General features: G+C 72.7%; 19 protein-coding genes. 10 read left to right on the plus strand and 9 right to left on the minus strand.

Features of this window, described 5'->3' with window-relative positions:
- Window positions 1-10: 10 nt before the first annotated feature.
- Both BN6_RS35880 and BN6_RS35885 read left to right on the plus strand, forming a co-directional pair.
- Entirely contained in the window at window positions 11-1,243 is a 1,233-nt protein-coding gene (locus BN6_RS35880) for an RNA polymerase sigma factor (protein WP_015104765.1), read from the plus strand.
- Between the two features lie 14 nt (window positions 1,244-1,257).
- A complete protein-coding gene (locus BN6_RS35885; protein WP_197540219.1) occupies window positions 1,258-1,758 on the plus strand; it encodes a GNAT family N-acetyltransferase in 501 nt (166 codons plus the stop codon).
- Between the two features lie 90 nt (window positions 1,759-1,848).
- Here the strand turns inward: BN6_RS35885 and BN6_RS35890 are convergent, their stop codons facing one another.
- Complete coding sequence (locus tag BN6_RS35890; RefSeq protein WP_015104767.1) at window positions 1,849-2,571, minus strand: helix-turn-helix domain-containing protein; 723 nt, start codon at window positions 2,569-2,571, stop codon at window positions 1,849-1,851.
- Between the two features lie 72 nt (window positions 2,572-2,643).
- On the opposite strand from BN6_RS35890, the gene BN6_RS35895 reads away from it, so the two are divergent.
- Entirely contained in the window at window positions 2,644-3,285 is a 642-nt protein-coding gene (locus tag BN6_RS35895) for a DUF6328 family protein (RefSeq protein ID WP_015104768.1), read from the plus strand.
- On the opposite strand, the gene BN6_RS49875 is transcribed toward BN6_RS35895, so the two are convergent.
- Both BN6_RS49875 and BN6_RS35905 read right to left on the minus strand, forming a co-directional pair.
- Window positions 3,208-5,886 (minus strand): ATP-binding protein, encoded by a 2,679-nt coding sequence (locus BN6_RS49875; RefSeq protein ID WP_041315294.1) that lies wholly within the window; start codon window positions 5,884-5,886, stop codon window positions 3,208-3,210. The two genes, BN6_RS35895 and BN6_RS49875, sit on opposite strands and share 78 nt — an antisense overlap.
- Window positions 5,887-6,157: 271 nt before the next feature.
- A complete protein-coding gene (locus BN6_RS35905; RefSeq protein ID WP_015104770.1) occupies window positions 6,158-7,348 on the minus strand; it encodes an FAD-dependent monooxygenase in 1,191 nt (396 codons plus the stop codon).
- A 37-nt stretch (window positions 7,349-7,385) separates the two neighbouring features.
- Here BN6_RS35905 and BN6_RS35910 point away from each other — a divergent pair, with 37 nt between their 5' ends.
- The 3 genes from BN6_RS35910 to BN6_RS35920 all read left to right on the plus strand — a co-directional run bounded on the left by BN6_RS35910 (window position 7,386) and on the right by BN6_RS35920 (window position 10,513).
- On the plus strand, window positions 7,386-7,910 hold the full coding sequence (locus tag BN6_RS35910) for a hypothetical protein (protein WP_051075862.1): 525 nt from the start codon (window positions 7,386-7,388) through the stop codon (window positions 7,908-7,910).
- Between the two features lie 67 nt (window positions 7,911-7,977).
- Window positions 7,978-9,249, plus strand: a complete 1,272-nt coding sequence (locus BN6_RS35915; protein ID WP_015104771.1) for a PepSY-associated TM helix domain-containing protein — start codon at window positions 7,978-7,980, stop codon at window positions 9,247-9,249.
- 199 nt (window positions 9,250-9,448) lie between these two features.
- Window positions 9,449-10,513, plus strand: a complete 1,065-nt coding sequence (locus tag BN6_RS35920; protein WP_015104772.1) for an MFS transporter — start codon at window positions 9,449-9,451, stop codon at window positions 10,511-10,513.
- 62 nt (window positions 10,514-10,575) lie between these two features.
- Here the strand turns inward: BN6_RS35920 and BN6_RS43070 are convergent, their stop codons facing one another.
- Window positions 10,576-11,862 carry an isocitrate lyase/PEP mutase family protein gene (locus BN6_RS43070; RefSeq protein WP_015104773.1) on the minus strand — a complete coding sequence of 429 codons (1,287 nt, stop codon included), beginning with the start codon at window positions 11,860-11,862 and terminating at the stop codon, window positions 10,576-10,578.
- Between the two features lie 64 nt (window positions 11,863-11,926).
- Between BN6_RS43070 and BN6_RS35930 the strand changes: the two genes are divergently transcribed.
- The gene (locus BN6_RS35930; RefSeq protein WP_041315296.1) at window positions 11,927-12,634 is read left to right on the plus strand and encodes an ArsR/SmtB family transcription factor; all 708 of its coding nucleotides are present in this window, start codon (window positions 11,927-11,929) and stop codon (window positions 12,632-12,634) included.
- Here the strand turns inward: BN6_RS35930 and BN6_RS35935 are convergent.
- Both BN6_RS35935 and BN6_RS35940 read right to left on the minus strand, forming a co-directional pair.
- Window positions 12,623-13,372 carry a PP2C family protein-serine/threonine phosphatase gene (locus BN6_RS35935; RefSeq protein ID WP_051075863.1) on the minus strand — a complete coding sequence of 250 codons (750 nt, stop codon included), beginning with the start codon at window positions 13,370-13,372 and terminating at the stop codon, window positions 12,623-12,625. The genes BN6_RS35930 and BN6_RS35935 overlap by 12 nt on opposite strands.
- Before the next feature lie 55 nt (window positions 13,373-13,427).
- Complete coding sequence (locus BN6_RS35940) at window positions 13,428-14,468, minus strand: ROK family transcriptional regulator (RefSeq protein ID WP_041315297.1); 1,041 nt, start codon at window positions 14,466-14,468, stop codon at window positions 13,428-13,430.
- Window positions 14,469-14,564: 96 nt separating this feature from the next.
- Between BN6_RS35940 and BN6_RS35945 the strand changes: the two genes are divergently transcribed.
- Window positions 14,565-14,936 carry a hypothetical protein gene (locus BN6_RS35945; protein WP_051075864.1) on the plus strand — a complete coding sequence of 124 codons (372 nt, stop codon included), beginning with the start codon at window positions 14,565-14,567 and terminating at the stop codon, window positions 14,934-14,936.
- Entirely contained in the window at window positions 14,933-15,415 is a 483-nt protein-coding gene (locus BN6_RS35950; RefSeq protein WP_015104777.1) for a heme-degrading domain-containing protein, read from the plus strand. The genes BN6_RS35945 and BN6_RS35950 overlap by 4 nt, the downstream gene beginning before the upstream one ends.
- 44 nt (window positions 15,416-15,459) lie before the next feature.
- On the opposite strand, the gene BN6_RS35955 is transcribed toward BN6_RS35950, so the two are convergent.
- Window positions 15,460-16,566 carry a serine hydrolase domain-containing protein gene (locus BN6_RS35955; protein ID WP_015104778.1) on the minus strand — a complete coding sequence of 369 codons (1,107 nt, stop codon included), beginning with the start codon at window positions 16,564-16,566 and terminating at the stop codon, window positions 15,460-15,462.
- 563 nt (window positions 16,567-17,129) lie between these two features.
- On the opposite strand from BN6_RS35955, the gene BN6_RS35960 reads away from it, so the two are divergent.
- Window positions 17,130-18,782 carry a glycosyl hydrolase family 18 protein gene (locus BN6_RS35960; protein ID WP_015104779.1) on the plus strand — a complete coding sequence of 551 codons (1,653 nt, stop codon included), beginning with the start codon at window positions 17,130-17,132 and terminating at the stop codon, window positions 18,780-18,782.
- A gap of 37 nt (window positions 18,783-18,819) precedes the next feature.
- Here BN6_RS35960 and BN6_RS35965 read toward each other — a convergent pair whose 3' ends face one another.
- Together BN6_RS35965 and BN6_RS48255 are read right to left on the minus strand one after the other, a co-directional pair.
- Window positions 18,820-19,221, minus strand: a complete 402-nt coding sequence (locus BN6_RS35965) for a hypothetical protein (RefSeq protein ID WP_148303149.1) — start codon at window positions 19,219-19,221, stop codon at window positions 18,820-18,822.
- Between the two features lie 231 nt (window positions 19,222-19,452).
- Window positions 19,453-21,210, minus strand: coding sequence for a M14 family zinc carboxypeptidase (locus BN6_RS48255; protein ID WP_231904835.1), 1,758 nt, complete (start codon window positions 21,208-21,210; stop codon window positions 19,453-19,455).
- Between the last annotated feature and the right edge of the window lie 199 nt (window positions 21,211-21,409).

The following is a 21,409-nucleotide window of genomic DNA, read 5'->3' on the forward strand; positions in this document are numbered from 1 at the left end:
ATCTCGGGTCGTGACAGCTTCCGATGCGCGGCGTGCTGTCGAGGCGGTCTGGCGGATCGAGTCGGCACGGTTGATCGCGGGCCTGGCCCGGGTGGTCCGGGACGTGGGCCTGGCCGAGGAACTCGCCCAGGACGCCCTGGTCAGCGCGCTCGAACAGTGGCCGGAGAGCGGCATCCCGCGCAACCCGGGCGCGTGGCTGATGACCGCCGCGAAGAACCGGGCGATCGACCAGATCCGCCGCCGGCAGAACTACCAGCGCAAGCTGGCGGAGATCGGCCGCGACCAGGAGTCCGACCACGCGCCGGACGCGGGCGAGGGCGTCGGCGACATCAAGGACGACCTGCTGCGCCTGGTCTTCACCGCGTGCCACCCGGTGTTGTCCACGGAGGCCCAGGTCGCGCTCACCCTGCGGATGCTCGGCGGGCTGACCACCGACGAGATCGCCCGCGCGTTCCTGGTCGCCGAGTCGACCGTGGCGCAGCGGATCGTGCGGGCCAAGAAGACGCTGGCCAAGGCCGACGTGCCGTTCGAGGTCCCGGCGGAGAACGAGCGCGACGCCCGGCTGTCGAGCGTGCTCGGCGTCATCTACCTGATCTTCAACGAGGGCTACTCGGCGACCGCCGGCGACGACTGGATGCGCCCCGCCCTGTGCGCGGACGCCCTGCGCCTGGCCCGCGTGCTGGCCGGTCTGATGCCCCGTGAACCCGAGGTGCACGGCCTCGTGGCGCTGCTGGAGATCCAGGCGTCCCGCTCGCGCGCCCGCACCGGCCCGAACGGCGAACCGGTGCTGCTGATGGACCAGAACCGGGCGCTGTGGGACCAGCTGCACATCCGGCGCGGACTGGCCGCGCTGGAGAAGTCGGGCCGTGGCCCGTACTCGATCCAGGCCCGGATCGCCGCGTGCCACGCCCGCGCGCGCACGCCCGAGGACACCGACTGGACGTTGATCGCGGGCCTGTACGAGACGTTGGCGCTGGTCGCGCCGTCGCCGATCGTGGCGTTGAACCACGCGGTGGCGATCGGCATGGCGTTCGGCCCGGCGACGGCGCTGGAGCTGGTGGACGAGCTGGTGGACGAGCCGGCGCTGAAGGACTACCACCTGCTGCCGAGCGTCCGCGGCGACCTGCTGGCGAAGCTGGGGCGCACGGACGAGGCCCGGACGGAGTTCGAGCGTGCGGCGTCGATGACCCGCAATGCGCGGGAGCGGACGTTGCTGCTGGACCGCGCGGCGGCGTGCGGCTGATGCACCATGGAGATGTGGATCTCCGCTACCGACCGCTGACGGCTGACGACGTGCTCGATCTGGACGACACCTTCACCACCGACGTCGTGTTCTCGGTGTCCAGCGGCCCGCTCGCCTTCTCCTTGACGCCGGTCCCGGTGTCGCCCCGGACCAAGACCTTCCCCCCGGACGACGACCCGCTCCCGCAGGAGGGGTTCGCCGCGGAGGACTCCGGACTACGCGGGTTCATCTCGGTGGAGATCGCCGACTGGCACTCCCGCCTGGTGATCCGGCAGCTCACGGTCGCTCCCGAGTACCGGGGGCGCGGGGTCGGGCGTCGGTTGATGGAGCTGGGGGTGCAGTGGGGGCGTGAGCGCGGGGCGCGGACGGCGTGGCTGGAGACGTCGAGCGTGAACGTGCCGGCGGTGCGCGCGTACCAGCGGATGGGGTTTGCGCTCTGCGGCCTGGACACGACGCTGTACCGGGGGACGCCGTCGGAAGGCGAGGTGGCGCTGTACATGGGGCGCGAGCTGTAGACCGACGCGTCTCCCCGCACGGGCGGGGGTGGTCCGAACTCGTCGCCCGTTCCCCACCACGCGATCACGTCGTCCCCGCGTGCGCGGGGGTCAGGTCGACGCGGCCATGCGCGGTGCGTCCTCCGCTGCCGCCGACACGTCGTGGCACGGGGTCGCGTCCGGGTAGCGGCCGGCGGCGAAGGCGCCGGGGGTGATCCCCATCGCGGCGCGGAACTCCGCGCTCAGGTGGGCTTGGTCGTAGTAGCCCAGGTCGTGGGCCAGGCGGGCCCACGACCCCGTCGCGCCCGACGCCACCACGCGGCGCACCCGGTCGATTCGGGCGTACTGCTTCGGGGACAGGCCGACCGCGTCGCGGAACAGGGTCCGCAGGTGGCGTTCGCTCACGTGCAGTGCGCGCGCCGCCCCCGCCACCCCGAGTTCCGGCACGGTGCGCACCGCTTGCGCCACCACCGCGTCACGTCCGAGCTCCGCCGTGGCGAACCGTTCCGCCAGCCTCTTGCGAAGCCCGTCGAACCCCCGGACCGGTCCCCACACGTCGCGCAGGGGCACGACCGTGTCCACCAGTTCGTGGGCCGCCACGCCCAGCAGCGCACGGGCCCGGCCTGGGCGCAGACGTACCTTCAGCCGGTGTGCCGGCACGGTGTCGAAGTACGTCCCGCGGGTGCGTGGTCCCACCACGAACGCTTCCTCCGACGCCGAGCACAGCACCAGCGAGGTCGCCCCGTCCGGCGGCAGCGCCTGGGTCCCGGTCGGTGTGAACGACTCGACCTTCATGTCCGTCACCCACGCGCGCAGCTCCACACCAGGTGACAACAGTCCTCGCCGCCGGGAAAGTCCGTAGGCCGACCGATGTCTCCGCACCAGTGCGGAGAGCACGGTGGGACGATGACCACCGACCCCGTACGAGACGAGACCCCCGCCCAGCGGATGGACCGGAACTACGCCGAGATCCTCCAGGAGATGCGGGTCGCCCAGACCGGAGTCCAGCTGCTGTTGGCGTTCCTGCTCACGTTGGCCTTCACGCCTCGCTTCGGCACGCTCGACCTCTTCCAGCTCCGGGTGTACGTGCTCAGCCTCGTGCTCGGCGCGACCGCCACCGCCCTGCTGATCGCGCCCGCCCCGTTCCACCGGCTGGTGTTCCGCCGCCGGCTCAAGCTGGAACTCGTGCGCACGTCCAGCAAGCTCCTGCTGGCGGGCCTGGTGCTGCTGAAGCTCGCGCTGGCCGCCGCGCTGCTGCTGATCCTCGACGTGGTGCTGGGGCTGTGGCCGGCCGTCTGGATCACCGCGGGCCTGGTGCTGTGGTTCGGGTTCTGGTGGTTCGTGCTGCCGCTGCGGTACCGGGCGCGGTCGGCGCGGCAGGCGGCCCGAGCGGTAGCAGCCCAAGCGGTGTCGGTCCAAGCGGTGTCAGTCCAAGAAACGGCGGTCGAAACGGTGGCAGGCGACGCGGTATCAGCCGACGCGGTGCTGGATCGCCTCGCGGGCGATGTCGGTGCGCGACCGGACCCCCAGTTTCGCCAGCACGTGTGACACGTGGGTGGCCACCGTCCGACCGGACAGGAACAGGCGTTCGCCGATCTGCCGGTTGGACAGGCCGGTCACCACCAGCTCGGTGACCTTGAGCTCCATCGGGGTCAGGCTCTCCCAGCCGTGCGTGGCCCGCCGGTGCTTGGCGTGCGGGCCGCGCCGGATGCCCAGTTCGCGCAGGCGCGCCAGCAGCAGGGTCGCGTCCCAGTCCGCGCCCAGCGCCGTGAGCACGTCGACGGCGTGGCTCAGCGCGGCCCGCGCGGACGTCCGGTCGCCGGACGACGCGAACAGCACCGCCGCCGCGCCCAGCGCCTTGGCGCGGGACAGCGGGCGCGCCGCCGCCCGGTACTCGTCGGCGGCGTGCAGCAGCCCCACCGGGTCGTGGTCGACCAGGGCGCGGCAGTAGGCAGCGGACGCCCGGCGGTGCGGCACGTCGAGTTCGGCGGCCAACCGCTCGGCCCGCGCCACGGCCGCGGCCGGGTCCTCGCCCAGCTCCACGGCCAGCCGCACGGCGTCGGGCAGCAGGTCCTCCACCGACTCCATGCCCGCCACCAGCACGGCCAGCGCCTCGCGGGAGTGCCCGGCCTGTTCCAGTTCCAGCGCGGTGGCCAGCGCGAGCGGGCCGACGACGTGCCCCTCGACCTCCGCGCCCGCGGCGTCCAGGTGCCGGCGCGCGCCCTCGGCGTCGCCCCGGTGCAGGTGGACGAGCGCGGCCACACCGTGGTCGCAGCGCGACACCATGGGGTGCTTGAGGTCGTCGGCGAGCAGGTCGACGTCGACCAGCGCCTCGTCCCAGCGGCCCGCGTCGTACAGGAGCTGACCGAGGGCGCTCTGCGACTGGGCGAGCCGGACCGTGTTGCCGGTCTGGTCGGCGGCGTGCCGGACGACGCTCGCGGACGCGATCGCCTCGTCGCCCCGGTCCAGTTCGCCGAGCGTCACGGCCTGGTTGATCTGCAGCAGCAGCCGCAGGTCGGCGGTCTCCGGGTCGCCCATGGCCACGGCCAGCGCCCGGTCGAACAGCGGCAACGCCTCGGCCATCCGACCGCGCGCCATGGCCACGATGGTGCGCACGTGCAGCGCCCAGCTGGTCGCCGTGCGGTCGCCGGTCTGCCGCGCGCTGCCCTCGGCGACGTCGGCGAGCCGTTCGGCGTCGTCCAGGTCGCCCACGTCCCAGTGCGCGCGGGCGGCGAGCACCAGCAGCCGGGCGCGGTCGCGCTCGGTGAGACCGGGGCGGGACAGCGCCCGGTCGAGCTCGACCAGGGTCTCGGCCGAGCGGCCGGTCATGGACCTGCACTGGGCGAGGGTCCAGTGCAGGTCCACGAGGGTGCCGTGTTCGAGCCCGGCCAGCGCCACGGTCTCCGCGCCGTGGTGGTCGCCGAGCCGGAACCGGGCTTCGGCCAGGTGGGCCAGCAGCACGCCGCGCCGGGCGGTCGCGTGCGGGGTGACCACGACCCGGCCGAGCAGGTCCACGGCGGCTTCGGGGGCGTGCGCGACGAGGGTCGCGCCGTGCTCGTCCAGCCAGTCGGTGACCCAGGCGGGCACGCGGTCGTCGGCGGCGAGCAGTTGCCGGGTGACCCGGTCTACGCCCGCGCCGCTGTCCGCGAGCGCCCGCGCGGCCTCGCCGTGCCACGCGCTGCGCGCGCTCTCCGGCACCTCGTCGTAGAGGGCGGCGCGGACCAGCGGGTGGCGGAAGCTCAGGCCGATCCGCCCGTCCTCCAGGACGCCGGCGACGGTGGCGTCCTGCACCGCGGGCAGCAGGTCGACCACCCGGGTGCCGAGCACGGCGGCCAGGTCGGCGACCGGGAAGCCGACGCCGAGCAGCGCGGCGGCGACCAGCACCCGCCGCACGTCGGCGCTGAGGAACCCGATGCGGTCGGCGATGGCGGCGGACAGGCTGGCGGGCAGGTCGGTCTGGGTGAGCCGGGCGGTGCCGTCGGCGTCCACCGCGACGGCCCGGCCGCGGATCAGCGCTTCGACCAGTTCGACCAGGTAGAGGGGGTTGCCGCCGGCGTCGGCGGCGAGCCTGGCCAGGGCGTCGTCGGGGGTGCCGCCAGCCAGCGCGCCGACCAGTTCGACCACCGCGGCCTCGCCCAGGGCGGGCACGGTCAGCCGCTCGACGCCGCTGCGCAGCGCGGCCAGGTCGTCCCGGCGCGGCAGCGGGCGCAGCACGCCGACCAGCAGCAGCGGCAGTTGCGGGACCAGCCGGGCCAGCCGCTTCCACACCGCGACGGTGGCGGCGTCGGCCCAGTGCAGGTCGTCCAGGACCAGGACCACCGGGCCCAGCGCGCACAGGTCGTCGACGCGGGCCAGCAGGCGTTCGGCGGTGGCCGTCGCGCCGGAGTCGGACCGGGCCGCGGCCAGCGCGTCGAGCAGGGGCAGCAGCGGCAGTGAGCGGCCGAGTTCGTCGCCCGCGCCCTTGCAGACCCGGAACCCGCGCCCGGCGGCGGCCTCGCAGAGGGCCTTCACCAGGGCGGTCTTGCCGATGCCCGGCTCGCCCTCGACGACCAGCGCGGCACCCCGCCCCTCGGCCAGGGCGTCGACCCGGGACAGGAGGCGGGTCAGCTCACGCTCGCGGCCAACGAGACGCAGGGTGACGGCGCGCACACCGAGAGAATACAAGGCAAACACCGGGTTAACAAGACGCATCCGAATTTCAAACAAACGCGGCGTTCGCAGCGTTCGCCGTTTGTTCACCGAAATCACCGCGGTGTTTCACCCGCTACTGCCACGGTAACCGCGGCGCCGAATTCCCTTGTAATTTACTCCGATCTCCCGTGACTGGAGCGCACATGCGAATCGGACGAGTCCTGATCGCCGTCCTGCTGGTGGCCGTCTTCACGACCGCCGCCCAGGTGGCCCCGTTCGGTGGAATGCCCTACAACTGACCCTTCCGCACCTGGTCCTCCGCCGCTTGACCGGACCCCGGACGAGCCGGCACCGAATGACCGAACGCCGAATGACCGAACGCCGAATCATTGACCACCGATCCATTCCACTCGATGTGGTGTCGGTAGAACGACTCCGAGTCCGCCGAACGGTCCGCGCCCACTCTCGCGCTCATCGACACCAGCGCTTCCACCCGAACCCGGCGCAACCGCTCGTAGTGCTCGAACGCCGCACGCGGCTCGGAGCAGTCGCGTAGACACATCGCCAGGACAACGCCGTCCTCCAGCGCCATCGACGCGCCTTGACCCGCTGCCGGGGACGCGGCGTGCGCCGCGTCCCCGACCAGCACCAGCCGCCCGTCGTGCCACACCGGCGTGGACGGCACGTCGTAGGCGTTGCCACGCCGGACCTCCCCGCTCGCCCGGACGATCCGCGCGGCCGGCGTGTCGTCGTCGGCGAACGCCCCGGCGGCCTGCTCGACCCACTCCGCCGGCGTGCCGCCGTGCGACTCGTCACCGGCCACGCGGGCGAACCACCAGGTCCGGCCGTCGGGCGCCGTGGTGTGCCCGAAGAACGCCCGACCGCCGGTGATCATGTGGTACCGGCCGGGCTCGGTGGTCGGCGCGATGCCCTCGGTGTAGCCGTAGAAGATGTTCAGGCCCGTGTAGCGGGGTTCCGGCGCGGCCGGGTCGAGGAGCCGGCGGGTTGTCGAGTGCAGGCCGTCGGCTCCGACCAGGACGTCCCCCTCGGCCCGGGTGCCGTCTGCGAACGTCGCCCGCACCCCGTCCCCGGTGTGCTCCGCGTGGACCAACCGCTTGCCGTGCCGGATTTCCACGCCCCGGCGCGCGGCCTCGTCGTGCAGCGCCCGGTACAGGTCCGACCGGCGCAACGTGCGCGGCCCGGTGATGTCGGTGTGCCAGCGGGTCTCGGCGACCAGCGCGCCGGTCCCGTCGTAGAGGTTCAGGCCGTCGGCGGCGAACGAGTTGTCGGCCACGACCTGGTCGAGCCCGATCGCGCGTAACGCGTCCACACCGTTGTGCATGATCGTCAGGAATGCGCCGATGTCGTCCGCACCGACCGCGTATGCCTCGTGCACCACGGCCTCGATCCCGGCTTCGCGCAACGCCGTCGCGGTCACGGGTCCGGCGATGCCACCACCGATGATCAGCACTTTGGTCATGCCGATCACGCTAGCGGGTGAACTACGCTGCGGACTCGTGGCGACGGACGCGACCCGTGGCGCCGTGCGCGTGGTGCGCTGCGGCGCGGTCGGGCTGTCCTCCGGGCTGCTCGCCGTGGTGGCGCACGCCGGGGCGGGCGGGCACCTGCCGCCCCTGCCGCACGTGGTGGTGTTCGCGGTCGCCGTGGCCTGGGTGTGCGGGCCGCTCACCGACCGCCGGCTGGGGTTCGGCGAGATCCTCGGCCTGGTCGGCATGGTCCAGGTGACCGTGCACGCGTTCCTCGCGCTGGTCACCCGGCACCCGCACGAACTGCTGCCCACGCCGTCGATGCTGACCGCGCACGTGCTGTCCACCGGGGTCGTCGTCGCGGCCCTGGCCGGCGCGGAAAGGGCCGTGTTCCGGCTCGCCGCCGCGCTGGCGTCCGTCCTGCCGCGCAGGCTCGTGCCGACGCCGGCGTGCGCGCCGCTGGCCATCCCGATCGCCGCGCACCCGCAGCAGCCGCTGTCGGAGGTGCTGCGCCGCCGCACGCTGCCCCGTCGCGGGCCGCCGCTCTGCTCCTAGATCGCCTTCCCCACCACCGATCCCCGATGGGACCGGTGGCACTCCCCTGCATCTAGGAGCTTTCGCCATGACAGAGTCCTGGCGCGGCCTCGTGCTGCGCTTCCACTTCTACGCGGGCGTGCTGGTCGGCCCGTTCGTGCTGATCGCCGCCCTGACCGGCGTGCTGTACGCCGCGACACCGCAACTGGAGTCGTGGATCTACTCGGACAAGCTGCGGGTGCCCGGGTCCGAGCAGACCGTGCCGTTGTCGCGGCAGGTCCAGGCCGCCGTCACGGCCGGAGGAGGCGGCGCGCCGGTCGCCGTGCGGCCCGCACCCGAGCCGGGCGCGACCACGCGCGTGCTGTTCTCCTCGCCCGACCTCGGCAGCTCCGAGCAGCGCGCGGTGTTCGTGGACCCCGGGACCGGCGAGGTCGTCGGGGACCTGGTGACGTACGGGTCGAGCGGCGTGCTGCCGTTGCGGACCGCGCTGGACAAGATCCACGCCAACCTGCTGCTGGGCGAGCCCGGCCGGCTCTACAGCGAGCTGGCCGCGTCCTGGCTGTGGGTGGTCGCACTGGGCGGCGTGGTCCTGTGGTTCTCGCGGCGGCGCGCGGTCAAGCCCAGGCCGGCCACCCGGCGGCACGCCGTGATCGGCCTGTGGGTGCTGGTGGGCGCGTTGTTCCTGTCCGCCACCGGGTTGACCTGGTCGACCTACGCCGGGGAGAACGTGGCCGACCTGCGCAAGGCGTTCGGCTGGACCACGCCCGCGTTGGACGTCGCGGGTTCCGGCGACCACGCCGGGCACACCGCCGGCACGCCCACGACTGGTTCACCGTCCGAAGTGGACGGTGTGCTGAGCGTGGCGCGGTCGGCCGGGATCGACGCGAAGGCGGTGGAGATCGGCTTCCCGAAGGCCGGCGGGGCGTGGAAGGTGGCCGAGGTCGAACGCGGGTTGCCCACCCAGGCCGACGCGGTGGCCGTGCGCGGCGGCGCGGTCGTGGACCGGGTCGACTTCGCGGACTTCCCGCTGGTCGCCAAGCTCAGCCGATGGGGCGTCGACGCGCACATGGGCGTGCTGTTCGGGTGGCTCAACCAGGTGCTGTTGCTGCTGCTCGGGCTCGGGTTGGCGGCCATGGTCGTGCTCGGCTACCGGATCTGGTGGCTGCGCCGGCCGACCCGGGGCTTCGGCCGGCCGGTGCCGCGCGGGCAGTGGCGGAAGGTGCCGCGCGGGCAGTTGGCGGCGGTGCTCGTGCTCGCCGCGGGCATGGGCTGGTTCGTGCCGCTGTTCGGGCTGAGCCTGGTCGCCTTCCTCGTGGTGGACGCCCTGGTCGCGCGGCGGCGGGTGGCCGAGCCGGTGTAGGCCGCGGTGAATGGTCGCGGTGGATGGTCGCGGTGGATGGTCGCGGTGGATGGTCGCGGTGGATGGTCGCGGTAAATGGTCGCGGCGGTCGGGCCGCGTGGGGTTAGGCTGGGTCATGCCTTTCGGTTGACGCCCGGTACCGCCCCCGGCCCGGCCGCTGGCCCGACTGTTCGTCGGGTGGGCGCTGCTGGCCGACGTCGTGCCCATCTACCCCCTGTACGCGCTGCTGTTCGCGGACAACGGGATGTCGGACGGGCAGATCTCCGCGCTGTTCGCCATCTGGTCCACGGTGGCCGTCGTCGCGGAGATCCCGTTCGGAGCGCTCGCCGACCGGTTCTCCCGGCGGTGGTCGCTCGTCGCGGCGGGCGGGTTGCAGGCGGCGGGGTACGCGCTGTGGACGGCCGTGCCCGGTTTCTGGTCGTACGCGGCGGGGTTCGTGCTGTGGGGCCTGGGCGGCGCGCTCGTGTCGGGCGCGATGGAGGCCCTGCTGCACGACGCCCTGACGGCGGTCGGCGCGGGCGAGGAGTTCGGCCGGCTGCTCGGCCGGGTGACGGCGGTGGGCCTGCTGGCGCAGATCCCGGCGGCCCTGGCGGCGACCGCGCTGTTCTCGACCGGCGGGTACGCGCTGGTGGGCTGGGTGAGCGTGGCGACCTGCGCGGGCGCGGGCCTGCTCGCGACCAGGCTGCCCGAGACCCCGCGCGGCGAGCCGGAGAGCTACCTGGCGACCCTGCGCTCGGGCCTGGTCGAGACGGCGGCGGTGCCGGCCGTGCGCCGGGCCGTGCTGGTGGTGGCGCTGCTGCTGGGCGTGGACGCCCTGGAGGAGTACTTCCCCTTGCTGGCCCGGGATTGGGACGTGCCGGCGGCGCTCGTCCCACTGGCCGTGCTGGCGATCCCGTTGGCGGGCGCGGCCGGCGCGGCGCTCAACGCGACCCGCGTGCCACTCGTGGTGTCGCTGGCGCTGTCGGCGCTCCTGCTGGGCGGAGCCGGGCTGCTGCACCACCCGGCGGGCCTGGCCCTGGTCGCCTTGTCGTACGGCCTGTACCGAATGGTGCTGGTCGTGGCGGAGACCCGCTTGCAGGAACGGATCACCGGTTCCGCACGGGCCACCGTCACGTCGGTGGCCGGCCTGGGCAGCGAGGTCGCGGCGTACGGCGTCTACGCGGCGTGGGTGGTCGGCGGGGTCTCGTTGCTGTCACTGGGAATCCTGGCCATCGCCCTGCTGCTGCCGTGGGCGTTGCGCTCGCGCGTCCCGGCGCGGCGTTGACCTCTTCACAGTTGTCCAGCAGCGGGTGCGAACCACGGCGTCGGCCGACGCGCGGCCGGCACCTACAGCTCGGACAGCCGCTGCACCTCGTCGTACCCGGGAACCTCGCCCACGGGGGCACCGTCGCGCACCGCCTGCGCGGTGGCCACGGTCGCGTGCAGGGCGGCGCGGAACAGCAGTGAGCCGGTGCTGACCCGCCGTACGCCCAGTTCTGCCAACTCGCGGATGTCACGCTGTGCCAGCACGTTCAGCGGCACCGGCACCGCCGCGACCACCGCCGTGATCTCCGCCGGATCGACCAAACCCGGCACGAAGATCCCGTCCGCCCCCGCCTCGACGTACCGCAGCGCGCGTTCCACCGTGCTCCCCTGGTCCACGTGCAGCCAGTGCGTGTCCACGCGGGCGTTGACGAAAAGATGGGGCGCGGTCTCCTTGAACGCGCGCACCAGCTCCGCCTGTTCCACCGGGTCCGCCAGGCCGTCGCCGCGCCCGTCCTCGATGTTCACGCCCGCCACCCCGAGGTCGGCCAGTTCCGCCGCCAGCCCGCGCACGTCGCCGAACCCGGCCTCCACGTCGACCGTCACCGGGACCGGCAGGCGCACCAGTTTCCGGGCCAGGGCGAGGGTTTCCTCGCGTGCCACGCCGGCCGCGTCCGGGATGCCGGCCGCCGACGCGACGCCGAGGCTGGTCGTGCCGATGGCCGTGAAACCGGCCTGCACCAACGCTGCCGCCGACGCGAAGTCCCACGCGTTGGGCAGCACCAACGGTTCCGGGCCGTGGTGCAGGCGGTGGAAGGTCCCCTCGGCCAACGCCTGAGCGTGCTCGCGCGCGGGACACCCGTGCCGGCCCGCACCGAACGGGACCTCCGCCAGGTCCACGAGCACCTCCGCTCCGTCCGGCGCGATCCGGCGGGTGGCCGGCACCGGCGGCTCCTTGCCCGCGATCAGTGCCTCCATCGCGGCGCTGGCCTGCACCAGCAACCCGATCAGCGCGGCGGTCTCCTCGTCCCACGCCCCGCCGCACACGGCGACCAACCGCCGCACGGCCTCGTCCGCGGCGTCGGTCACCGGCGTGTGCGGCTGGTACGACCGCGCCACCACGGCCACGTCCGGCACGACCGTGCGCGGCAATCCCAACGCGCAAGCCAACTTCGCAACCGCGTGCCCTGGGCGTCGCAACGCAGCAAGATCCACAGTGGACAATCGGGACACCGCCAGATCGCGTCGCCGCACATGGTCGGCACCCTCGCTGAACCGGGCCACGTGGAAGCGCAACCACGCCACGCCACGCTCGGCGTACGGCACGGGCGGGACGGTGTGGGCCGGGTCGAGCAGCACCTCGTGTTCCATGCCGCCACCGTAGGCGCGGGACGCTTCGGTGTGCGCCGAAGTGTCCGGCGCGCACAATGGGTCCATGGCCGCCGACGAACTAGCGAACCTGGCCGGGCTGCTCGCCGACCGCACCCGCGCGCGGTTCCTGCTGACCCTGATGGACGGCCGCGCCTGGACCTCCGGCGAGCTGGCCAAGGCCGCCGACGTCTCCCAGTCCACCGCGAGCGAGCACCTGAGCCGGTTGGTGCGGGCGGGCGTGCTCACCGAGCGCCGCCAGGGCCGGCACCGCTACGTCCAGCTCGCCGGCCCGCGCGAGGCCGACCTGCTGGAGCACCTGCTGGCCTACCTCGGCCCGGTCGCGCCCGAGCGGGGCCTCAGGGCGGCGACCGCGTCGGCGGCGCTGGCCCGGGGCCGCACCTGCTACGACCACCTGGCCGGGCGCCTGGGCGTGGCCATCACCGACGCCATGGTCGGCCGCCGGCTGCTCGACGAGTCGTTCGCGCTCACCCCGGCGGGCTCGGCGTGGCTGAACGGGCTCGGCGCGGATGGCGGCACGGATGGCTGCAAAGACTTCGGCGCGGACTTCGGCACCACCCGCCGGCCGCTCGCGAAGGCGTGCCTGGACTGGACCGAGCGCCGCTCGCACCTGGCCGGCGCGGCGGGCGCGTACCTCTGCGCCCACCTGCACGACCGGGGCTGGGTCCGCCGGTCCGGCACGGGCCGCGCGGTCGCAGTCACCGACACCGGCCGCGACGCCCTGGCCGACCTGCTGGGGCTCTCAGCCCTGTAGCCACTGGGGCAGCCACGACGCGTTGCCCTCCGGCAGCACGTCCACGACCACGCAGGTGATGTTGTCCGGCCCGCCGCCGGCGTTGGCGGCGTCGATGAGCGCCCGCACGGTCAGGTCGCCGTCCGGTTCGGCGGTGAGCAGCGCGCCGATCTCGGCCGGGCCGACCACGTCGGAGAGCCCGTCCGAGCAGATCAGGTACCGGTCGCCGGCGGCGACCTCGTGGAAGAACAGGTCGGCGTCGTGCGAGCTGCCCGCCTGCAGCGCCCGCATCAGCATCGACCGGCCGGGGTGCTCGGCGGCCTGCTCGGCGGCCATCCGGCCGTCGTCCACGAGCGCCTGGACCATGGTGTGGTCGCGGGTGAGCTGGGTCAGCTCGCCGTCGCGGACCAGGTAGCACCGGGAGTCCCCGATGTGCCCGACCGCGAACCGCTCGCCGTCCCACAGCAGCGCGGTGAGCGTGGTGCCCATCCCGCGCATGTCGAAGTTCTCCTCGGCCAGGTCGGTCAGCCGGATCGCGATCTCCCGGGCCGCGCCGGCCAGCGCCGACAGCGGGTCGTCGGTGTCCACGTCGAGGTCGGCGAGCACCGCCACCGCGATGGAGCTGGCCACCTCCCCGTACGCGTGACCACCCATCCCGTCGGCTACTGCGTACAGGCGCTCGCTGAAGTACACCGAGTCCTCGTTCGCCTCACGGCGCAGGCCGGGGTCCGTCCCGACGGCGTGGCGGAGCGCATACATGCCGGATAGTGAATCACCCGCACGTGTGCCCCTGAGCAGCACTGTCCGAAATCGGTTACCGGGGACGCCCGTAGAACTCGCTCAGGACGAGCATCGCCGCCCCCGCCGCCACCACGTCATCGGCCAACGGGGTGACGCCGACCGCCACCGGCAGCCACTGCGCGGTGGGCAGCGCGGCCCGCACGCCGGCCAGGTACGCCTCGGGCTCGGCGAGCACCGCCCGACCGGCCAGCACGACGTGGTCCACGTCCAGGAGCTGCACGAGGTCGGCGACCGCCGTGCCCACGACGGCCGTCGCGGCGGCCAGGTCGCCGGCCCGCGCGGCCAGGTTGTGCACGGCCTCGACGCACCCGGTCCGCCCGCACACGCAGCGCGGCCCGTCGAGCCGGATGGTGGTGTGCCCGTACTCGCCGGCGTTGGTCCGCGCGCCCCGGTGGACCCGGCCGTCGAGCAGCAGGCCGACGCCGACGCCGGTGCCGACCAGCACCAGGACGGCGTCGCGCCACTCCTCGCCGCGCCGCCACGACTCGGCCACGATCGCCGCGTTGGTGTCCTTGTCGACCACGACCGGCAGCCCGAGGCGGTGCTCGGCGAGTTCGCGCAGCGGCACGTCGTGCCACTTCGGCAGGGCCGTGGCGTCGTGGACGACGCCGGTGCGGTGGTCCAGCGGCCCGACGAACCCGATGCCGACGCCGAGCAGCCGCTCGTCGCGCAGCGGGTCGACCAGCCGGGCCAGCTCCGCGACGAAGGTCTCCGGGGCGAAGTCGGCGGGCAGCGGCGCGACCGCGCGGTCCAGCACGTCGCCCGCCAGGTCGGTGAGCACGACCCGCAGTTCGTCCCGCTCGACCTGCGCGCCGAGCGCGAGCCGGCTGTCGGCCACGAGTTTGAGCAGGGTGCGCGGCTTGCCGACGCCGACGTTGCGGGTGCCGGACTCGACCAGCAGGCCGTCGGCGATCAGCCGGCCGACGACCTTGGACACCGCCTGGGGCGTGAGCCCGCTGCGCTCGGCGAGGTCGACCCTGGTCACGGCACCGGACCTGGCCAGGCCCAGCACCACCGCGTCGTTGTAGCCGCGCAGGAAGCGCAAGTTCGGCACCGCCGCATGATGGCACGACCGCGCATTACCGAACGGCGTTGTGTCAAGCCCTCCGCGCGGGCGCATCGGCTACGGCATCGCCGGAACCAGCCCCTGGTGCTGTTCGGCCGAGTCACGTCGGTCTACGCCGAGCCGGCCCGACGACGCGAGCGCGCGGTGTCGGCCGTGGCGTCGCAGCACGAACCACGCCTGCTCGGGCCGGAGGCCGCCTACGTGAGCCACGGGCTGCCAGCGGCGACGGGGCAGCCCGTTGGCGATTTGTCGACACACGGCACGCTCGGCGTCAGCCCGGACGCGGTCGAGGTGCCCGGCCTGTCCGGCGCGCACGCCGGGTTCTACCGTCTGCTGGTCGAGGCGCTGACGGCCGGCGGCCCGCTGCCCGTGGGCCCCGCCGACGCCGTGCGCGCGCTCGACGTGATCGAGGCGGCGTCCACGTCCGCCCGGACCGGAGAGGTGGTGGCCCTGTGACTGGTGCCGCGAGTGGCGCGGTGAGCCTGCTGGACGAGCTGGCCGGGCAGGAGGCCCGGCTGGTCTTCCGCTCGTTCACCAACGAGGACGCCCTGGCCCTGGGCCTGTTCCTGGTCGACGCGGCCCGCGCGCGGGACCTGCCGATCGCGATCTGCGTGCGGCGCGGGCAGCAGCGCCTGTTCCACGTCGCGCTGGCCGGCACGTCCGCCGACAACGACGAGTGGCTGGACCGCAAGAGCCGGGTGGTGGACCGCTACGGCCGCAGCTCGTTCCGGGTCGGCGAGACGTTCCGGTCGCGCGGCCAGACGTTCGAGGCCCACTCCCGGCTGGACCTCGACCGCTACGCCGCGCACGGCGGCGTGTTCCCGGTGCTCGTCGAAGGGGTCGGGATGGTCGGCACGGTCGGCGTCTCCGGTCTGCCCCAGGCCGACGACCACGCGTTCGTCGTGGCGCAGCTGGAGCTGTTCCTGAACCGCTGAGCGCCGCCGGGCGGGGGTCTGGTGACCCCCGACCGGCGCGCGGATCAGCAGAACACCTCGGTGAGCACCTCGTCCCAGCCCTGGCCGTTGCCCTCCTCGGGCGACTGCGTGAAGGACGCCTGCAACCGGGTCTTGGTGTCCTTCGTGCTGCCCATGAAGCTGGAGTAGCCCGGGATCCCGCCGCCGTGGCCGTAGACGGTCACCCCGCACGGGAGCACGTTCTGCTCCAGCCCGAGGCCGTAGCCCCGGCTGAACGGCAGCGCCTTGTGCAACTCGGCCTGCTGGGCGGGCTTGAGCAGCCGCCCGTCGAGCAGGGCGTCGATGAACCGGTCCAGGTCGGCGGTGCTGGAGATCAGCTCGCCGGACCCGTAGGCGACCGACGGGTTCAGCCTGGTGACGTCCACGACCTCGCCGGCCACGGAGTAGTAGCCGTGGGCGTGCGGGCCGGGGATGTCCAGCCGGTGCCCCGGCAGGGACGTGGCACGCAGCCCGAGCGGGCGCAGGATGCGCTGCGACACCGCGTTCTCGTAGGGCTTCCCGGTGATCTTCTCGACCAGCAGGGCCGCCACGGCGTAGTTGGTGTTGGAGTAGTTGAAGGCGGTGCCGGGCGGGAAGTCCAGCGGTTTTGAGGTCGCGATCGCGAGGATTTCCTGCGGCGTCCACCGCTGGTAGCGGATCGTCTCGAACCCGGCCGGGTCCAGCGGCAGCGAGGCCGTGTAGTTGTACAGCCCGCTGGTGTGCTGCAACACCATCCGCACGGTGATCTCGTCACCGTCGGGCAGCAGGCCCGGCAGGTACCGGCCGACCGGCTGGTCCAGCCCCACCCGGCCTTCGCCGACCAGTTGCAGCACGACGGTCGCGACGAACGTCTTGGTGATGCTGCCCGCCCGGAACCGCCCGTCGGCCGGCACCGGCTTGGTGGTGCCCCACTCGGCCACGCCGGCCCGCGCGGTGAACCGGTCCCGACCGTCCACGACCCGGATCTGGACGCCCGCCGCGCCGCCCTCACCGGCCATCTTCTCCGCCGCGCGCTGCACGACCTGCCGATCGACCCCCGGCCCGGCGGACGCGGGTTCCGCGACCGCCGTCCCCCCGATGCCCAGCCCGGCCAGTCCCGCGACCGCGGCCAGGGCGATGCCCCTCTTGCCCATCAGTGCTTCCTCCCGGTAGACGTCGAAAGGATCGAGTCTGGTCAGGCCGGACGTCAGCGGGCGACCACCCTCAGGGGGACGGCCATGTCGACTTAAGGTGCTGCGCCCCTAGTGGTCGTGCGGTCGTGAAAACGTTTGCACTGCCCGAAATCCACTAGCCCGCCCGGCGTAACGGTCAGCCGGGCAGCTTGGCCGAGCAGGCCCGCGGGACCCTCACCGGCCATGCGGTCCGGCACCCGCTGCGCGGCCCCACGACCGCGCCGGCGTGAAGTCCTCCCGACCATCGCGGCGCCCTCCCCGCCGACGCCGGGGGCACCGGGTCCGCCGGCTCCGTGATGAGCGGGCGACGGACTCCGGGAAGGCCCGCCGACCAGCCCCGGGGGCGGGCCGGGACGTCGTCCCGCGGTGATGCGACGCCCAGTGGTCGTGCGGTCGTGGAAACGCTTTCACGGCCCGATCCGCTAGTCCGTTCGAGTGACACAGTGGTCTAGACCTTGACCGTCAAGTGGTCTGAACCACATGTTCTTCTCAACCCTGCACTCCTTTCCCTGACGAGGAGCACGATGTCCAAGATCCGCTGGCATCTCACAGCGCTGTTCGTGGCTGTCGCCACGATGGTCCTCGGTCTGGTCCTGGTTCCCCCCGCGAGCGGCGCGGGCGGCCTGTCCGCCACCTTCACGAAGGGCTCGGACTGGGGCTCCGGCTACGAGGGCAAGTACACCGTCCGCAACGCGAGCTCGGCGGGCATCTCCAGCTGGACCGTCGAGTTCGACCTGCCGACCGGGCAGAAGGTCGGCTCCCTGTGGGACGCCAGCTACACCACGAGCGGCCAGCACGTGACGGTCAAGAACACGTGGAACGGCAACGTCGGTGTCGGCGGCTCGGTGAGCTTCGGCTTCAACATCGTCTACTCGGGCACGTTCTCCGGCCCGGCGAACTGCAAGCTCAACGGCGCGTCCTGTGACGCCGGCGGTGGTACGACGACCACGACGACGACCACCACCACGACCACGACGACCACCACGAGCCCGACCACGTCGACGTCGACCTCCACGACGACGACCACGCCCACCACGACGACCACCACGACCCCGCCGCCCGGGTACAAGAACCTGGGCTACTTCGTGCAGTGGGGCGTCTACGGGCGCAACTACCACGTCAAGAACATCCACACCTCCGGCTCGGCCGCGAAGCTGACGCACATCAACTACGCGTTCGGCAACGTGACCGGCGGCAAGTGCACCGCGAACGACGACACCTACGCGGACTACGACAAGTTCTACGGCGCGGACACCAGCGTCGACGGCACGTCGGACTCGTGGGACGCGGGCGCGCTGCGCGGTAACTTCAACCAGCTCCGCAAGCTGAAGAAGATGTACCCGCACATCAAGATCCTGTGGTCGTTCGGCGGCTGGACCTGGTCCGGCGGCTTCGGCCAGGCCTCGCAGAACCCGGCCGCGTTCGCCGAGTCCTGCTACAAGCTGGTCGAGGACCCGCGCTGGGCGGACGTGTTCGACGGCATCGACATCGACTGGGAGTACCCGAACGCCTGTGGCCTGACCTGTGACAGCAGCGGCTTCGCGGCCCTCAAGAACGTGTCCCAGGCCCTGCGCAGCCGCTTCGGTGCCAACAACCTGGTGACCGCGGCCATCACGGCCGACGCCAGCAACGGCGGCAAGCTCGACCTCGCCGACTACGGCGGCTCGGCGCAGTACCTCGACTGGTACAACGTCATGACCTACGACTTCTTCGGTGCGTGGGACGCCAAGGGCCCGACCCGGCCGCACTCCCCGCTGACCGCCGTCGACCCGCCCAAGGAGGGCTTCGACACCGCGGCCGCGATCAAGAAGCTGAAGGACAAGGGCGTCCCGGCGTCCAAGCTGCTGCTCGGCATCGGCTTCTACGGCCGCGGCTGGACCGGCGTCACCCAGGCCGCCCCGGGCGGCACGGCGACCGACGGCGCTCCGGGCACGTACGAGAAGGGCATCGAGGACTACAAGGTCCTCAAGACCAGGTGCCCCTCGACCGGCACGGTCGCGGGTACCGCGTACGCGTTCTGCGGGAACCAGTGGTGGAGCTACGACACCCCCGCCACGATCAACTCCAAGATGCAGTGGACGAAGTCGCAGAACCTCGGCGGCGCGTTCTTCTGGTCGCTCGACGGTGACACCAGCAACGGCGAACTGGCCACTGCCATCGGCAACGGCCTGAAGTAGAACGCCGGAATCAGGGGTACGGCTCGACACCAACCCCTCACTGAACGGGCCCCTGCGGGCGTCTCCCCCGCAGGGGCCCGTTCGGCTTTCCGGGAAGCTGGTCGACGACCGCGGCGGCCACCGTGAAGCACCCGGCGAACACGAGCGGCGCGAACGCCGTCGGCAGCCACCCGTGCCCGAACGCCCCGGCGAACAGCACCAGGCCGATCGACACGCCGGCCGTGAGCCCGGGTCGGCGCACGGTGTAGCGGCGCAGGACCAACCACGACACCACCCCGCTGCCTGCCGCCCACACCAGGCTGAAGCCGAGGGCGTAGTAGAAGAGGGCGGCGCGCTCGCCCACCGCCCGGACGAACGTGCCGAGGCAGAGAAGCCAGGCCATGCCGAGAACCAGGCCCAAAGCCGGAGCGAGCAGGTAGCGACTGTCACCACGGTCCATCGACCGATGATGGGGCACCACCGCGCTGAGCCGGCCCGGTGACCGGCTTCGCATCCCGCGCGGAGTCCAGGCGACCGGCGCGGCCAACCGGTTCCACCACCCCGGGTTTCGTCCCCGAATCGTCGGCCGGTGAGCCGCGCCTCGGACAACCGTCAGCGCACGACCGTACGACCGCCCACGGTGCGTGCCAGCACCGTGGACGGTCGTCTGTCGGCCTTCAGCGGGGCCCGATCAGGTGGTCAGGCTCCACGAGTCGATGTAGCCGGTGTCGGACGAGTACACGTCCTGCACCTGGAGCTTCCACGCGCCGTTGCGCACCTCGGTGGAGGCGTTCACGGTGTAGGTGGTGTCGATGTTGTCCGCCGAGTCGTTGTTCGACGGCTTCAACCGGTACGCCGTGCCGTCCGGCGCGACCAGGTCGAGCACCAGGTCACCCCGGTAGGTGTGCTTGACGTGCACCTCGACCTGGGTGGTCGCCGAGGCGTTGCCGGTGCAGCCCGAGACGTTGATCGTGCTGGACACGGCCGCGCCGGCGTCCGGGATGTTGACGTCGCCGTCGTTGGTCGCCTTCGCGCACGTGCCGGGCGTGGCGCCGCCGTACGGGTTGGCGGCCTTCTTCGCCGAGTACATCAGCATCGGCTTGACCTTCGGCCAGAAGGTCGACGCCTGGCAGGAGTACGCCGGGTGGAACCCGCTGCACGAACCGGAGCCCGGCCCGATCTCCCACACGAACGACGCGACGCCCAGGTCGTCGTACACCCAGTCGTCGGTCGCGCCGGAGGCGTTGTAGAGCACCTCGCCGGGCTGGCCGTACTGCCAGCCGCCCGCGATCGACGCCATCTCCCGCGCCATGCCGCGCAGCGCGGTGTCGTTGCCGGTCTTGTACTGCGTCGTCCAGCCCCACGGGAACAGCACGAGGTTGGAGTAGCTGTGCATGGAGATCACGACACCGGTGGTGTCGGCCGGCGCGGCGTCGGTGTTGCCGGTGCCGCGGCGGTCCTTGTACAGGTTGCGCCACAACGCCTGCAGCGCCCGGGTCTCGACCTCCGAGTTGGCTGACGGGCCCTTGTAGGTCTCGGCGCACGGCTGCGCGGACGTGCCCTCGCCGCCCCAGTGCGAGTTGGTGTTGCGGTTCAGGTCGATGCCCACGTGCGAGCCCGACGTGCCCGAGCAGTTCGAGCCGTTCGTGGTGTTGGCGTTCTTGCGCTGGAAGCGCGGCGTGTTGCCGCCCTGCTGCACGATGTTGACGCCGTCCGGGTTGGCGATCGGCACGACCCACACCTCGGTGGAGTCGAGCAGCGCGGTCACCTCCGGGTCGCTGCCGTAGCCCTGGGTCAGGTGGTCGATCCAGCGGTACGCGACGTCACCGGTGGTCAGCTCGCGGGCGTGCAGCTGGCCCATCACGAAGAACCGGGGCTTGGGCGCGGTCGAGCTCAGCGCGCAGTCGCCGGCGTTCTTCTTGGTGATGCAGATGGCCCGCAGGTCGTAGCCGCCCGCGCCCTGCGTCTTCTTCCACGAGTCGCCGTAGTCGACGGCCTGGGTCAGGTTCGGGTACTGCGACGCGACCGCGTCCAGGTGCGCGAACTGCGCGTTGACCGTGCGGTAGCCGCCGTAGTAGGTCTCCTCCAGCGCGCCCGCGTCGAGCTGCTGCGACTTGCGCGACGGCGGGGTCCACTGCGGGGCGGGCAGCACCTCGTCGATGACGGAGGTGAAGCCCTCGCTCTTGAGCTTCTGGCCCGCGGCGGAGTCGCCGAGGACGAACAGGTAGTCGCCCTCGCGCTGCTCTAGGACGTCGAACCCGCGTGAGAGCAGGTTCTGCGCGGCCTTGCCGAGCGGGGCGTGCACCTTGTAGACGTACGTCGGGCCGGCCTGGGCCGCGGCCACCTCGGGTGCAGGGCCCGCGGTGCCCGGAACGCCGCCGTTGATCACCGCAGCGGCGGTGACACCGGCTATCGCCAGGGTCACCAGTGAACGTCTGGTCGACTTCACGGTTGTTCTCCTCCTATGCAGGGTTGAGCAGGAGAATGGGCCAAAACCCGACCCGTGCACACCCTCCGACCGGCCATACCTCGCGCTGGTGGGCGAAGGTTGGACCGCCCGGCCCTGACCTGACCTCCGGCCGGTTGCACCGATCATCCGTACGGAACCGATACGGACGGCGGATACCGCCGTCGAGCGGCCCACCGGG

It is taken from the genome of Saccharothrix espanaensis DSM 44229 (genome assembly GCF_000328705.1).
Lineage (GTDB): Bacteria > Actinomycetota > Actinomycetes > Mycobacteriales > Pseudonocardiaceae > Actinosynnema > Actinosynnema espanaense.

Bases quoted from the DNA above. Each gene is read 5' to 3' on its own strand.
- BN6_RS35915 (WP_015104771.1), top strand. From the start codon at position 7,978: ATGACAGAGTCCTGGCGCGGCCTCGTGCTGCGCTTCCACTTCTACGCG.
- BN6_RS35935 (WP_051075863.1), bottom strand. From the start codon at position 13,372: ATGTATGCGCTCCGCCACGCCGTCGGGACGGACCCCGGCCTGCGCCGT.
- BN6_RS35905 (WP_015104770.1), bottom strand. From the start codon at position 7,348: ATGACCAAAGTGCTGATCATCGGTGGTGGCATCGCCGGACCCGTGACC.
- BN6_RS35955 (WP_015104778.1), bottom strand. From the start codon at position 16,566: ATGGGCAAGAGGGGCATCGCCCTGGCCGCGGTCGCGGGACTGGCCGGG.
- BN6_RS35960 (WP_015104779.1), top strand. From the start codon at position 17,130: ATGTCCAAGATCCGCTGGCATCTCACAGCGCTGTTCGTGGCTGTCGCC.
- BN6_RS35930 (WP_041315296.1), top strand. From the start codon at position 11,927: ATGGCCGCCGACGAACTAGCGAACCTGGCCGGGCTGCTCGCCGACCGC.
- BN6_RS35965 (WP_148303149.1), bottom strand. From the start codon at position 19,221: ATGGACCGTGGTGACAGTCGCTACCTGCTCGCTCCGGCTTTGGGCCTG.
- BN6_RS35895 (WP_015104768.1), top strand. From the start codon at position 2,644: ATGACCACCGACCCCGTACGAGACGAGACCCCCGCCCAGCGGATGGAC.
- BN6_RS43070 (WP_015104773.1), bottom strand. From the start codon at position 11,862: ATGGAACACGAGGTGCTGCTCGACCCGGCCCACACCGTCCCGCCCGTG.